10 protein-coding genes are annotated in these 13,952 nt (G+C 70.7%); 4 read left to right on the forward strand and 6 right to left on the reverse strand.

The features are described from left to right. Positions 1 to 335 precede the first annotated feature (335 nt). Both OGL89_RS05885 and rfbB read right to left on the reverse strand, forming a co-directional pair. Positions 336 to 1,595 (reverse strand): LCP family protein, encoded by a 1,260-nt coding sequence (locus OGL89_RS05885; RefSeq protein WP_263118975.1) that lies wholly within the window; start codon positions 1,593 to 1,595, stop codon positions 336 to 338. 130 nt (positions 1,596 to 1,725) lie between these two features. Further along, positions 1,726 to 2,721 (reverse strand): dTDP-glucose 4,6-dehydratase, encoded by a 996-nt coding sequence (gene rfbB / locus OGL89_RS05890; protein ID WP_263118976.1) that lies wholly within the window; start codon positions 2,719 to 2,721, stop codon positions 1,726 to 1,728. A 172-nt stretch (positions 2,722 to 2,893) separates the two neighbouring features. On the opposite strand from rfbB, the gene OGL89_RS05895 reads away from it, so the two are divergent. From OGL89_RS05895 to OGL89_RS05905, 3 genes are read left to right on the forward strand one after another with little or no spacing between them, the layout of a single operon-like run. Next, a complete protein-coding gene (locus OGL89_RS05895; RefSeq protein ID WP_263118977.1) occupies positions 2,894 to 3,973 on the forward strand; it encodes a class I SAM-dependent methyltransferase in 1,080 nt (359 codons plus the stop codon). 1 nt (position 3,974) lies between these two features. Continuing rightward, the gene (locus OGL89_RS05900; protein WP_263118978.1) at positions 3,975 to 5,531 is read left to right on the forward strand and encodes a glycosyltransferase; all 1,557 of its coding nucleotides are present in this window, start codon (positions 3,975 to 3,977) and stop codon (positions 5,529 to 5,531) included. Next, positions 5,528 to 7,114: a hypothetical protein gene (locus OGL89_RS05905; protein WP_263118979.1), complete on the forward strand. Its 1,587-nt coding sequence runs from the start codon at positions 5,528 to 5,530 to the stop codon at positions 7,112 to 7,114. Before OGL89_RS05900 ends, OGL89_RS05905 begins: the two co-directional genes overlap by 4 nt. A 19-nt stretch (positions 7,115 to 7,133) precedes the next feature. On the opposite strand, the gene OGL89_RS05910 is transcribed toward OGL89_RS05905, so the two are convergent. The 4 genes from OGL89_RS05910 to OGL89_RS05925 are packed head-to-tail and all read right to left on the reverse strand — an operon-like array spanning position 7,134 to position 12,262. Next, the gene (locus OGL89_RS05910) at positions 7,134 to 8,321 is read right to left on the reverse strand and encodes a glycosyltransferase (RefSeq protein WP_263118980.1); all 1,188 of its coding nucleotides are present in this window, start codon (positions 8,319 to 8,321) and stop codon (positions 7,134 to 7,136) included. After that, positions 8,314 to 10,098: a hypothetical protein gene (locus tag OGL89_RS05915; RefSeq protein ID WP_263118981.1), complete on the reverse strand. Its 1,785-nt coding sequence runs from the start codon at positions 10,096 to 10,098 to the stop codon at positions 8,314 to 8,316. Before OGL89_RS05915 ends, OGL89_RS05910 begins: the two co-directional genes overlap by 8 nt. Before the next feature lie 59 nt (positions 10,099 to 10,157). After that, positions 10,158 to 11,360, reverse strand: a complete 1,203-nt coding sequence (locus OGL89_RS05920) for an ABC transporter ATP-binding protein (RefSeq protein ID WP_263118982.1) — start codon at positions 11,358 to 11,360, stop codon at positions 10,158 to 10,160. Next, entirely contained in the window at positions 11,360 to 12,262 is a 903-nt protein-coding gene (locus OGL89_RS05925; RefSeq protein WP_263118983.1) for an ABC transporter permease, read from the reverse strand. Before OGL89_RS05925 ends, OGL89_RS05920 begins: the two co-directional genes overlap by 1 nt. A gap of 173 nt (positions 12,263 to 12,435) precedes the next feature. On the opposite strand from OGL89_RS05925, the gene OGL89_RS05930 reads away from it, so the two are divergent. After that, complete coding sequence (locus OGL89_RS05930) at positions 12,436 to 13,872, forward strand: hypothetical protein (RefSeq protein WP_263118984.1); 1,437 nt, start codon at positions 12,436 to 12,438, stop codon at positions 13,870 to 13,872. The last annotated feature ends 80 nt before the right edge of the window (positions 13,873 to 13,952 follow it).

Genomic DNA, 13,952 nt, shown 5'->3' on the forward strand with positions numbered 1-13,952 from the left:
CGCTCCAGCGCCCCGGGAGCCGGCGGTTGCGGTGCGGTGCGGTGCGGCCGTGCCGGAGGACCCGCGCGGGGGCGTCGCATCGCCGGAGGAGCGTCGTGCGGTGCCGCCCGCGGACGCAGGCCGTGCCGCGTCCGGCGGCGTGGCGGGACGCCGACCGCTCACCCGGGCCGGGGACGCCGGGCGACCCGGACGCGACGACGGTGCCTGAGCGCCCGCACCCGCCCCGACCGACCTGGCGCCGTCCGCGGTGGGGCGGCGTCCGGACTCGGACGGGGAGAAGCTCGGCGGGACCTCGCGGTCCGGCGTGCGGTCGTCGTCGGGGCGGCGAGGCACGATCAGCCGCAGACCGCGGTGACGTCGTTCGCGGTGAAGGTCTCCTTGCCCGCCTCGCGGGTCTCCTGCGGGGCGGGGGTGCTGGCCTCGGAGCTCGGCTCCTCGGTGGCCGGATCGGTCACGTCGTCCGTGGCCGTGTCGTCGGTGGCGGTGTCGTCCTCGAGCCCGGTGGTCATCGGCCGGTCGTTGGCGATGTTGTCCCAGATGATGTCCGCGTCGTCGGTCCACACCACCCGGTTCGGGTCGCTGGGCGCCGTGGTGAACGGGATCGTCATGAAGGAGATGTTGTCACTGCTGATGCCCCGAAGGCTGGCACCCAACGCGGCCATGTCGGTGATCGAGGAGAATCCGCTGTCCACGGAGAGCGATGCGGTCGCCTGGTCCAGGAACCGGATCAGCTGGGTGACGTCGGTCAACAGGTTCTTGGTGAGCAGCTCCCGCATCACCGCGGCCAGCAGCTCCTGCTGACGGCCGAGCCGGTTCGTGTCGGACCCGTCGCCGACGCCGACGCCGGTGCGTGCCCGGGCGAAGGCCAGCGCCTGGGTGCCGTTCAGCAGCTGGTTGCCCGCGTTGAGGTACAGCCCCGCCTTGGGCGCGGACATGTCGTTCGGGATGCACATGTTCACGCCGCCGATGGCGTCGATCATGTTGGTGAACCCGGCGAAGTCCACCACCACGAAGTGGTTGATCGGCACCCCGGTGTTGGTCTGCACGGTGTTCCAGGTGCACGCCGCCGCCGACGCGATGTCACCGCCGTTGTCCGCGCCGATCGAGAACGCGGAGTTGAACATCGCGTTCGACTGGGCGCCCGTGGTGCTGCCGTCGGTCATGGTGCAGGAAGGGATGTCGACCAGGGAGTCGCGGGGGATGGAGATCAGCTCCACCCGGGTCCGGTCCGCGGAGATGTGCGCCACGATCGAGGTGTCGGACCGCATGCCGCCGACGTAGCCGCCGATCGCCTCGTTGTCGCCGTCCCGCTCGTCCGACCCGAGCAGCAGGATGTTGACCGGCTGGCCCGCGTTCGGGTCGGCGAGAGTGTCGTCGGTGGGGGTCGGCTGCGGGAGCGTGGTCACCAGGTCGCCGACGTCCGAGCTCGCGATGTTCCCGTTCAGCGTCTGGTAGATCGCGGCGGCGCCGGAGATGCCGAAGGCCATCAGACCGACGGCGGTGAGGGCGACACCTCGCAGCACGCGGTGACTGCGGCGGAACCGCCCGTGGCGGATGGCGCGCGGGCGTGCGGAGGCAGCGTGGCGTTGTGTCACGCGGACGAGCATAGGAGGCGCGGGCCGGTGCGCGACGCATCCCGGGGGCGGAGCTGGTGAAGAGGGTGTGCAGACCAGACATTCCGCCGACCGGCACCCCGGCCTCCCGCAGGAGGCCGGGGACGGGGCTTCAGCGACCCAGCTGGGTGTACTTCGCCTCGGTCGCGTCCTTCTGCGGCCGCCACCAGGACTCGTTCGCCTGGTACCACGCGACGGTCGCGGCGAGGCCGTCCCGGAAGGTGGTGTAGCGGGGCTCCCAGCCGAGCTCGGTGCGCAGCTTGGTGGCGTCGATGGCGTAGCGCAGGTCGTGGCCCGGTCGGTCGGAGACCAGGTCGTAGGCGGAGGAGTCCTGCCCCATCAGCTCCAGGATGAGCTCGATGACAGTCTTGTTGTTCTCCTCGCCCTCGGCGCCGATCAGGTAGGTCTCGCCCAGCCGGCCCTTGGTGATGATGTCCCAGACCGCGGAGTTGTGGTCCTCGACGTGGATCCAGTCGCGGACGTTCTCCCCGGTGCCGTAGAGCTTGGGGCGGACGCCGTCGATCACGTTGGTGATCTGCCGCGGGATGAACTTCTCCACGTGCTGGTACGGCCCGTAGTTGTTCGAGCAGTTCGACAGCGTGGCGCGCACCCCGAAGGACCGGGCCCAGGCGCGGACCAGCAGGTCGGAGGACGCCTTGGTGGAGGAGTACGGGCTGGACGGGTTGTACGGCGTGTCCGGTGTGAACTTCGCCGGGTCGTCCAGCTCCAGGTCGCCGTAGACCTCGTCGGTGGAGATGTGGTGGTACCGCACGTCGTGGCGGCGCACCGCCTCCAGCAGCGTGTAGGTGCCGATCACGTTGGTGTGCACGAACGGCCACGGGTCATGCAGCGAGTTGTCGTTGTGCGACTCGGCGGCGAAGTGCACCACCACGTCGGCGTTCTTCACCAGGTCGTCCACGATGTCGTGGTCGGTGATCGACCCCTTCGCGAAGGTGACCTTGTCCCACACCGGTGCCAGGCTCTTCTCGTCACCGGCGTAGGTCAGGGCGTCCAGGACGGTGACCTCGACCTCGGGGTGCTCCCGCACCACCTGGTGGACGAAGTTGGAACCGATGAATCCGGCTCCGCCGGTGACGAGCATGCGCACGAGGTGATCCTCCAGACAGGTGGGTGACCGCCAGCGTAGCGTGCACGGCAGGATCGTTCGTGGCCGCTGCCCGGCCCACCGTCGTCTGCACTGCTCGAAGCGATGAGCCCGGCTAACATGTGGCGACTCGTGACTGGGCCGCGCGGCCTTCCCTCCGGACCGAGGAGACCCCTTGTCGCACTACAAGACCACGGTGCACACCGAAGTGCGCAACTCGAGCCACACGATCATCGTCGGCATGGTCGGCGAGGGGAAGGACGTCCTCGACGTCGGCTGCGCGTCCGGGTACCAGGGGGCCGCGCTGATCGAACGCGGGTGCCGGGTCAGCGGGGTCGAGATCGACGAGGCCGACGCCGCGAAGGCCCGTGAGGCGCTGGGTGACGTGCGCGTCGCCGACCTCGACCGCACGGAGCTGGACAGCCTGTTCGAGCCCGGGAGCTTCGACCGGGTGGTCTTCGGTGACGTGCTCGAGCATCTGCGTGACCCGGCCCGGGCGGTGCGTGAGGCGATGAGGCTGCTCCGGCCGGACGGTGCTCTGGTCATCTCGGTCCCGAACGTGGCGCACGGCTCGGTGCGGCTGGCCTTGCTCCAGGGCGAATGGGAGTACGTCGACACCGGTCTGCTCGACCGCACCCACGTCTCGTTCTTCACCCACGCCTCGCTGCTGCGGATGCTGCACGAGGAGGGGCTGGCGATCACCGACCTCCAGGCCACCGTGTTCGATCCGCTGGACACCGAGGTTCCGGTGGACCGGGAACGGTTGCCGGCGGGCGTCGTCGACTGGGTCCGCGCCCAGCCCTTCGCCGAGGTGTACCAGTTCGTGGCGACGGCCGCTCCGGTCGCGGCGGTGACCGGTCCGGAGCCGGTCGAGGTGGTGCCTGCGGTCGGGCTGCCCGCTCCGGCGGACGAGTTCGTGGCGGAGGCCGACCGGGTGCGCACCGCCCTCTCGGCGCTGGACGACCCGGAGTCGGCGGCGGCGCAGCTGCTCGACCTCCGGCATCGGCTGGTGGTGGCACGCGATCACGCCATCGGTCAGGAGGCCGAGCTGGCGCACGCCCGCGAGGACATCGCCCGACGGGCGGGTACGCACGAGTACGTGAACGAGGAACTGCGCAAGTCGATCGAGGACGCCCAGCGGGCGCACGCGGGCTGGGCCGACGCCAACGAGCAGATCCGGCGGTTGCAGGAGCAGGTCGACCGGGCGGCTCCCGGCCTGGCGCAGCGCGCCGCCCGACGCGTGCTGGGCCGCTGAGATGGTCGCGAGGTCACCGCTGTTCTCCGTCGTCACCCCGGTCTACGACCCTCCGACGGACGCGCTGCGCGCGATGATCGCCTCGGTCGTGGATCAGACCGATCCGGACCTGGAACTGATCCTGGTGGACGACCGGTCGACCCGGGACGAGGTGCGCGAGACGCTGCGTGAGGCGGCCGCGCAGGACGACCGGGTGCGGGTGATCGAGCGCGCGCAGGGCGGAGGGATCGTTGCGGCCTCCAACGACGCGATCGCCGCCGCCCGGGGGGAGTTCCTGGCCCTCGTGGACCACGACGACCTGCTGGTGCCGGAGGCCCTCGCGACCATGCGGGCCGCGATCGACGCGCACCCGGACGTGGACTACCTGTACTCCGACGAGGACAAGCTCGGCGCGGACGGTGAGCTCTACGACCGCGACCGCAAGCCCGACTGGTCGCCGGAGCGGCTGCGCGGGCACATGTATCCCGGGCACCTGTCCGTGCTGCGCACCCGCGTGGTGCGCGAGGTCGGCGGGTTCCGCGCGCGCTGCGAGGGATCGCAGGACCACGACCTCGTCCTGCGGGTGACCGAGATCGCCCGGCGGGTGCACCACGTCCGCTCGGTGCTCTACCACTGGCGGGTGGTCCCGGGCTCGGCGGCCGGTGAGGTCGGGGCCAAGCCGTACGCCTGGGACGCCGGGGTCCGAGCGGTCCAGGACCACCTGGAGCGGACCGGTGTGCCGGGAGAGGCCACGAAGGGCTGGCTGACCAGCACCTACCGGGTGCGGAGATCGACCGACCCACGACGGCTGGTCAGCGTGGTGATCGCCACGGACGGCTCGGGCGGGCGGGTCTGGGGCCAGGACCGGGTCTGGGTGACCGAGGCGGTCCGGTCACTGGTGGCCCGTGCCGGTCATCCGCGGATCGAGATCGTGGTCGTGCACACCAAGGGCACACCCGCCGCCGTGCTCGCCGACCTGAAGGCGATCGGCGGTGACCGGGTGCGGGCGATCCCGGCACCGGCGGGCATCGGTCATGCCGCGATGGTCAACCACGGTGTGCTGTGCGCCCGAGGGTCGTGGCTGGTCCTGCTCGACCAGCAGACCGAGGTGATCTCGGACGACCTCATCGTGCAGCTGGTGGCACCGCTGGACGAGGACGACGTCGGGGCGGTGGGCGCCCGCATCCTGCAGGAGGACGGTCGGCTCTGGCACGCCGGGTGGATCCACCGCGACGGCACCCTCGTGCCCTATGCGCGCGGGTGGCGTCCCCAGGAACACGGTCCGTTCGCGGCCCTGCAGGTGGCGCGGGAGGTCACCGCGATGTCCGGCGTGGCCTGCGGGATCCGACGGGAGGTCTTCCTGGAGGCCGGCGGTCTCAACGAGAACCGGTTCGGACCGCTGTCCGGACTCGACCTCTCGCTCAAGCTGCGCGCGGCCGGGCGGCGCCTGGTCTGGCAGCCGGAGGCCACCCTCTACCGCCTCGGGCCCGAGGCGACGGCGGAGCCGGACCAGTGGACGCAGTTGGACGTCAGGTGGGGACTCGACCGCGAGGATCCCTACCTGCCGGACGACCGGTGAGCGCGGAGGCGGCCGGCCCCCACCCGCTGCGGTACGCCGCACGTCGCCGTGCCACGACGGCGCGCGGTACGGGCGCCTCGCTGAGCAGATGGGGCACCCGCGCCGTGGTCGCGCTCGGCTCGTCGTGGGCGATGTGGCTGATCGTCGCCGTGTTCGTCGCCCAGGCGTCCTTGCTCGCGGTGACCTTGCACGAGTCGCTCTACGACGAGAGCTACCACCTCGGGGTCATCAGGTACTTCGCTCAGGGACACTCTCCGTGGGAGAGCCAGCCCGACGACCTGGTCCGTCTGGGGGACGTCGAGCGCTACGGCTCGTACCTGTACCACTGGCTCCTCAGCTTCCCGTGGCGGTGGACCGCAGGCCTCCCGCTCGCCGAGCACCGACTGGTGATCCGCCTGCTGACCGTGGCGATGGTGGCCGGGGCACTGGCCGTGATCAGACGTCTCGGGCGTGTGCTGGGGCTGTCGGGTCTGGCGGCGAACGTCGTGGTGCTGATCGTCGCCGCCGTGCCGATGACCACCTTCCTCGGCGTCACGGTCAACTACGACAACCTCGCGTTCCTGCTCCTGCCGGTGATGTGGCTTCCCGCGGTCCGGCTGTTGAGGGCGGACCGGTTCGACGGCTACGGGTGGTCGTTGTTCCTGCTGGCGGGAGCGGCGCTGTCGCTGACCAAGTACTCGATGCTGCCGTTCGTCGCCGTCACCGGCATCTCCGTGCTGGTCGGCCAGGTCCGAGCTGTCCTGCGCAGACGGAGCATCGGATTGGCCGACTGGCGCTGGCGCCCCAGGCCGATCCTGGCCGTGCTCGGCGCGGTGCTGGCGGTGGCCGCCATGCTGGAGCGCTACGGCGTGAACCTGATCCGATACGGCAGCGTGCAACCGGACTGCGCCGTGGTGCACCCGGTGTCGATCTGCCAGACCTGGGCACCCTGGGGGCGCAACTACCTGCTCGACCCGACGTTCCCGGATCAGGCGGTCAGCTGGCGCGGTCTGGTCGACTACGTCACACACGACTGGTTGCCCGGGACGATGCTGACCTGGTCGTTCTTCCCGGTGGACGGCAGCGACGGGCCGACCGCCAACTACGGCGCGCACATCGTGGGTCTGGTGCTGACGGCCGGGACCCTGGGCGTTCTGGCGCTGATCGTCCTGGCGCCCCGCACCGCTCTCGGTCTTCCGGGCGGCCTGACCCTGACCCTGTCCTGCGCGCTCTACCTGATGGCGTTGCTCAGCACGGGGTACGGCACGGCACGCACCCTGGGTGAGCCCCTTGGCGTGCAGGGTCGTTATCTGCAGCCGGTGATGGTGCCCCTGCTGCTCCTGGCCGCTCGTGGTCTGACCGCCGTCCTGGCGGCGAACGGGCGCCGGGTCGGCATCGCGATGCGCTGGGCGGGAGCGGCCGTCCTGATCGCGGGCCTGAGCCAGTCCGGTGGGCTGATCGGCGTGCTCGCCCGTTCCGAGCCGCAGTGGTTCCGTGAGACGGAGGCCACGGCGGTGATCCTCGAACTGCAGGACCGGGTGCAGTGGTGGGTGACGGACGATGCGTTGCTCCCGGACGTCCGGGACCTCACCGAGGGCTACTGAGCCGGCGCCCGCTGCTGCCTCACCGTCCGGTCAGCCCGAGTCCGTCCGAGACGCGATCCACCATGGCCGCCGGGGAGTACGCGGCGATCGCATGCTCGTATGCGCGGCGGCCCATCTCCCGCCCTGCGGTGCGACGGCCGCGCACGGCTTCGGCCAGCACGACGTCCCACTCGTCGACCCGGGACAGCAGGCCGGTGACGCCGTGCTCGATCGCGGCGGACATGGTGTAGGTCGGAGAAGCCACGCTGGCCACGGCGACCGCAGCCGCGTCGAAGTACTTGAGCTCCGACTTGCAGTTGGTGAACCGGTTGTCCTGCAAGGGGGCGAGGCTCAGGTCGACCTCGGCGATCAGCCGCTGGAGATCGAGGTAGTCGGTGAGCGGGGTCTGGTCGATCCGGTCGGTGAACCGGCCCAAGGGCGAACCGGTGAGGTCGAGGAATCCGACCAGCCGCAACCGCACGGACTCGTCCCGCCTCATCAGCCGGGCCAGAGCACCGGCGGCGAGCGCGAGGTCGCGGTTGTGCGTGGGGGTACCGGAGAAGTACCCGAGGTGGACGGTGCCGTCATCGGGATCGCCGGCGGCGTCGCGAGCGTGGACCAGTTCCTGCGAGTAGGCGATCTGCTCCGCGCCCATGAAGTTGGGGATCACCCGGACGGGCTGATCGAGCACCTCGCGGGTGCGGGCCGCCAGGAAGTCGTTGGTGACGATCACCTCGTCGGCGAGCTCCATCGTCTGCCGGACCCGGGCGAAGTAGGCGAACCACCAGTTCCACATGTGCTCGGCGGCCGCGGGGTCCCCCTCGTACTGGTCGAGGGTCTTGACCACCTCCGGCACGATCGCCAGGTCGAAGACGTAGTCGTCCACGTCGACCAGGACCCGGGTGCCGAATCGCCGTGCCACCGACATGAGCTGGGCGACCTGGTCGCTGTAGGGCACCCGGCACACCACCAGGACGTCGACGTCCTTGACCAGATCGAGCAGCGCGTGGCCGTCGGCCTCGTGGAACCAGCTCGCGCTCACCCCGGGCACCAGCTCGTTCAGGGCCATCGCGGTGTTGTAGCAGCGGTAGCGGAACGTGGAGGCGTCCGGCGACCGGTAGTAGTAGGCCACTCGGACGCCCTCCGCGCGGAGCATACGGCTCCGTGCGGCGAAGGACAGGTCCCACGGATCGCGGTAATCGGGCGGCGCGACCGGGACCTCACGCATCGCCGAACGCCTTGGTGAGGTGCTCGACCGCGGGAGCGAGATTCTCCGCCCACGGGGCGAAGTGGGGGGTCGGTGCCGGAACGAACGGCTGGTCGGTCAGCTCCTCGACCCGCCGGACCGCCTGTCCGATCGCTTCCGCGATCGCGTCGACCGACGGAACCGCGACCAGGATCCGGTCGCTGACCTCGTCGAACCGCATCTTGCCGGCCCATTCGTTGGTGACGACCATCGAGCCGCTCGCGGCGAGATCGAGCGGCGGGTAGGAGGGGTGGGGTGAGGCCATCAGCGACAGGCCGATGTCCATCCGGCCGAGGAAGTCGCCGTAGTCCGCCCAGCCGAGTGAGCCGTGCACCGCAGGGCGTGACCCGTCCGAGAACTCCAGTGCGGGGACGTCCCGCCCGACCAGGTGGATCTGCCAGGAGTCGCGGTCCAGATGGCCGTCGGCAATCGCCCGCTCCAACGCCGCGAGTCCCAGTTCGAACAGGTTCCGAGGGTTGTGCGGCCGGGCGTAGAAGAACAGGTGACGCCGGTCGTCCGCGCCGAGCAACCGACCGGGGCGCAGGAAGGAACGGAACGACGGCTCGAAGGAGACCGCGGTTCGGGAGAGGTTGTCCAGGCCGGTGGCGATCAGGTGCTGCAGCAGATTCCCGGTGTTGACCACCACCTGGAGCCCGGGGTGGTTCATGGTGCGGGACGCGTACAACCAGTCGTGCCCGATCGGGTAGAAGCAGCGTTCGTCCTCCTGGAGGACGTACGCGACGTGGTCGGCGGGCACGGTCTCGAGCACGGCTGCGGTCGACCACCACGACGTGGTCAGGAAGAGGTCGTCGTCGCCGATCTCCAGGTAGTCACCGCGCTCGCACGGGATGTAGGCCAGTTCGGGCTGCTCGGACGGCCGCAGACCGACCGTCTGGAACAACTCGGCGAGACCGGACGCGTCCGGCGGAGCGGTGCGCGTCACGATCCGCAGTCGACGGCCCGAGCGCTCGGCCCAGGAGGCGGCGAGGAGCAGGGCGGTCGCCACCCCGCCGAACAGCGAGTTGGCGCCGATCGAGTCCGTGACCAGGTTGATCCGTCGCACGGTGGGTCCGGGGACCACACGCAGGGGGAGCAGGTCCGGCCGCCGGCGACCGAGGTAGTGGGACACCGTCACCGACGTCGTGGAGTCGTCGCCGGGCTCGCCGCGCAGATTGACTCCCCGGCCGTTGGGCCGCCGGTGCTCCCCGATGCCGTGCCACAGGTAGTGCGACAGCGGGTTCATCCCGGTCGCGGCCACGTCCGCGTTGTGGCTCAGGTACCACGCGGTGTCGAAGTGCGGGGACGGGTCCAGCGCCAGGGCAGCGCCCTCGCGGACGAAGTGCACCAGCGGGTTCTCGCCCGAGGCGTCGACCTCGGCGTTCTGGCGCAGGTACCAGGCCGAGTCGAATCCGGCCCGGACCGGGTTCAGCCCCGCCCGTCCGCCCTCGGTGAGGTAGTGGCCGAGCGGGTCGAGGCCGGACGCACCCACCTGGGGATAGGCCTCTGCGTACCAGGACGGGTCGAACAGGGGAGAGGGGGACCGGCCCTCGCGTCGGCCGTACTGGTCGAAGTGGGACCGGGCGTCGATCCCGGTCCCCGCGAGGTCCGCGTTGGACTCCAGGTAGAACGCCGCGTCGAACAGGATCGAGAGCTCGTCCGACGGGACCGGATCGGGTACCGGGACCGAGGGGGCCGGGCGGACCCGTCGATAGACCCCCCGGGCCACCCGGGCCAGATAGCGCTTGGCTCGCTCGACCATGTCGTCCTTGTCTCCTCGGCGCAGCCAGGGGCCGCGCGATGTGCTGTTCCCGGTCCGGCCTAGTGCTGACCGACGCTGAAGCTCGAATCGAGGTAGAGCGCCCCCTGCGACCGGCCGTCCGCCTCCACCGTGAAGTGCAGCGCGTCGGGAAGTGCGTGCACCTCGGTGCCCTCGCGCGTGGACAGCGAGGTCTGCACGATGTACTCGCCTTCGCCCAGCCGCAGGTTCTTCAGGTGGAAGGAGTACTGCTGCGTGCCCCGGACGTCCGGGGTGACCGCCTCCAGCAGATGGGTGTTGGTACCTCCGAGCACGGTGCCGAGCGGCGTCGCGATCGCGATGCCGAGCTCCCACCCCGCGGGCAACGGGGTCTCCGCCCGGACCTCCAGGGCGACGGTGAGATCCGCGCCGGTGGCGATCACCGCGCCGCCGTTCTCGCCGCGGGCGCCGATCAGGCCGAGTGCGGACACCGAGGCGATCGGCAGGCCGACGCCGCCGGTCACCGACTGCCGGCGCTCGATCTCCTCCTTGCGGGTCGCCTCGAAGTCGGCGCGCAGCACCTTCAGGGCCTCGCGCGGCGGCCCGTCGGCCGCCAGGTTGCCGTGGTCGAGCACCACCGCTCGGTCGCAGAACTCCGCGACCTGGTCCAGGCCGTGGGTGACCAGGACGATGGTGCGGCCCTCGCGCTGGAACTCCCGGATGCGCTCGAGGCACTTGCGCTGGAACGGCTCGTCCCCGACGGCCAGCACCTCGTCGACCAGGAGGATGTCCGGATCGACGTGCACGGCGACCGCGAAGGCCAGCCGGACGTACATGCCCGAGGAGTAGAACTTCACCTGGGTGTCGATGAACGCCTCGATCCCGGAGAACTCGACGATCGCATCGAAGTGCTTGTCGGTCTCCTGCCGGGACAGCCCGAGGATGGAGGCGTTGAGATAGACGTTCTCCCGCCCGGTGAGGTCCGGGTGGAATCCCGCCCCGAGCTCGAGGAGGGCGGCCAGCCGTCCCCGCAACCGGACCTGTCCGGTGGTCGGCTGGATGATGCCGCCGATGGTCTTGAGCAGGGTGCTCTTGCCCGAGCCGTTCGGTCCGATCAGCCCGACGGTGGTCCCGGACTCGATCTGGACGCTCACGTCGCGGAGTGCCCAGAAGTCCTCCTTGTGCAGGTTGGAGCGGCCGAAGTTGACCAGTCGCTCCTTGAGGGACTTCTCCTTGCGGATCACGAACCGCTTGGAGACCTGCTCGATGTCGATGACGGTGGTCATCACAGCTCCTGTGCGAAGTTGCTCTGCAGCCGCGCGAAGGTGCGCTGGCACAGCCAGAGGAGGACGAGACCGATCGCCAGGACGATGCCCAACCGGGTCCCGAGGTGGGTGGGGATGGGCTCGCCGTCGCCGGACACCCAGAACGCCTTCTGGAAGCCCATCACGGCCAGGGTCATCGGGTTGCCGAGATAGATGTCGGCCACCACACCGCTGACGTGCCCGGCGACCTGCTTCCACGCGTAGACGATCGGCGAGGCCCAGAACAGGATCATGATGATGACGTCGATCAGGTACTGCACGTCGCGCAGGTACACGTTGACCGCGGACAGCAGCAGCGCGAGGGCGGTCGAGTAGACCAGCACCACCGCGAGCGCCAGGGGGAAGTAGAGCCAGCGCTCCCCGGTCGGGAACTTGCCCGCCACGACGGTGGCGGACAGCAGGATGAGCATCTGGATGCCGAAGTTGAACAGGGAGGATCCGACCACGCTGAGCGGGAAGACCTCGCGGGGAAGGTAGACCTTCTTGATCAGTCCGGAGTTCGCCACGATCGAACCGGTGCCGCCGAGCACGACCTCGCTGAACAGGCCCCAGGCGGTCAGACCGGTGTAGATGAAGATCGCGAAGTCCGGCACCGAGCGGGCCGCCCCCAGGAACTTGCCGAGCGCGATGTAGTAGATGAGCAGCATCGCCAGCGGGCGGGCCAGGCTCCAGAAGAAGCCGAGCGCGCTGTCCTTGTAGCGTGCCTTGAGCTCACGGCGGACCAGGGACCCGAGCAGTTCGCGGTGGGCCAGGATGTCCTTCAGCGAGGACAAGGTCCCGCGTGCGAATCCGGGGCGGGGACCCGCGATCCGCATCGGCTCCTGGGCGAGTGCCGCTGCACGGGAGGTGGCAATGTCCGTCATCTGGTCTTCCCTCGGGTTCGAGCCCGGGAGACCGGGCACGCAGTGGAACACAGTACCCGGGCGGTGTGGAGAGCTCGTGCACGCGTGTAATTTGTCCTCACGACGCCGTCGGACGACCCGGTCCACCCGCATCACCAGGGCGTCTTCGTTCCACAGCCGCCAGAGGAACACCGATGCCACCTGTCCACCGCAGGGTTCTCTTCTGGGCCTGCGCGGCCCTGGTCGCGGGCGGCATCGCGCTGGCCGCGGTCGTCCCGCCGTACGCGCTCGGCGACGAGACCGCGCACCTCGACTACGCGTACCAGGTCTGGCACGGGGCGCTGCCCGAGTTCTCGGCCGGACTCGTGCTGGATCCCGGACAGGGCGTGGTCCCGGCCGTGCAGTGGGTCGCGCAGCACCCGCCCCTGACCTATCTCGTGCTGGCGCCGGTGGTCGGACCTCTGGTCGACGCGGGCCATCCTCTGCTCGCCGCGTATGCGGGCCGAGCCGTGACGCTCGCGATGGCACTGGCGACGGTGGCCGCCAGCGGATGGGCCGCTCGGTGGCTCACGGGGCGATGGGGCCGGGTGGCGCTGCTGGTCCCGGTGCTGGCAGCCGCCAACACCTGGGTCCTTCGGCTGGGCGGAGCGGTCTACAACGACGTGCTGCTGATGCTGGTGGTCACCGTGCTGTTCGGCATGACCGGCCGCTGGGTGCGGGTCGGACGTGGCGGCACCTGGAGCTCGCTCGCCTGGTGCGCGGCGGTGGCCGCCGCGGCGGCCACCCGGCTCAGCGGAGTGCCGCTGGCTCTGCTGTGCGTGGCGACGGTGGCGGCGTCGCTGCTGGTCCGCCGGTCCCGAAACGCCGGAGATTGGCTGTGGGGCGTCCTGCTGCCCCCGCTCGCGATGATCGCCGGGAGCGGGTGGTTCTACTGGCGCAACCGGGAGCTGACCGGATCGATCACCGGGGCGCAGCCGGAATGGGCGGCCGAGCATCTCGAGCGGGTCACCCGGACGGTGCCCGAGGTGATCGTCGACCCGGGGTTCTGGCGGCTGTCCGCCCGGCTGTTCGCCCAGTCGCCCGCGCCGCTGGGTGACGTGCTCAACCTCGTCCTCTTCCTGGTGCCCGCGGCGCTGGGGGTGGTGGCCGGGATCCGCGCGGTGCGACGACGGCGATCACGTGCGGACGATCTGCTGGTGCTCGGCCTGTGCGTGGCGGCCGCTGCCGGGATCACGCTGCAACAGCTGATGTACGTCGCCGTGGGCGGCGGCGCGATGGCACGCTACTTCACCGTGCTGCTGCCCGCGGCGCTGGTCGCGGTCGCTGTGGGGATGAGCCGGCCACTGTCCGCCCGGGTGCGAGCGGTCGTGATGCTGAGCTGGGTGCTGGTCCACCTGATCGACCTGGCGTGGGACCTGGACGCCGTGCTGGACCGGTTCGGCGGGCGGTCCGGGCCGCTGCCCACGGTGCCCGACCCGGTGGTGTGGGTGGCCTTCGCGGCGCATGCACTGCTGCTGCTCGCCGCGTGCGCGGCAGCCTCGCTCGGTCGGTCCGAGGCCGGCCGCACCGGCGTCGACCCGGTCTCGCCGGCCCGGCCCCGGCATCTGGCCACGAGCCCGAGCCCGGCCTGAGCCACGGGTGGCCGGGGTACTGTGGGCCGTCGCCCGCGCCCGGCCGCGGCAGGGCATGCACGCGCCCGTGAACGCACAGC

Source organism: Cellulomonas sp. RIT-PI-Y (assembly GCF_025642745.1).
In the GTDB taxonomy this organism is placed as follows: domain Bacteria; phylum Actinomycetota; class Actinomycetes; order Actinomycetales; family Cellulomonadaceae; genus Cellulomonas.

Excerpts from the sequence above, each read along its gene's own strand:
- OGL89_RS05915 (WP_263118981.1), bottom strand. The coding sequence starts at position 10,098 with ATGGTCGAGCGAGCCAAGCGCTATCTGGCCCGGGTGGCCCGGGGGGTC.
- OGL89_RS05930 (WP_263118984.1), top strand. The coding sequence starts at position 12,436 with ATGCCACCTGTCCACCGCAGGGTTCTCTTCTGGGCCTGCGCGGCCCTG.
- OGL89_RS05920 (WP_263118982.1), bottom strand. The coding sequence starts at position 11,360 with ATGACCACCGTCATCGACATCGAGCAGGTCTCCAAGCGGTTCGTGATC.
- OGL89_RS05925 (WP_263118983.1), bottom strand. The coding sequence starts at position 12,262 with ATGACGGACATTGCCACCTCCCGTGCAGCGGCACTCGCCCAGGAGCCG.
- OGL89_RS05900 (WP_263118978.1), top strand. The coding sequence starts at position 3,975 with ATGGTCGCGAGGTCACCGCTGTTCTCCGTCGTCACCCCGGTCTACGAC.
- OGL89_RS05910 (WP_263118980.1), bottom strand. The coding sequence starts at position 8,321 with ATGCGTGAGGTCCCGGTCGCGCCGCCCGATTACCGCGATCCGTGGGAC.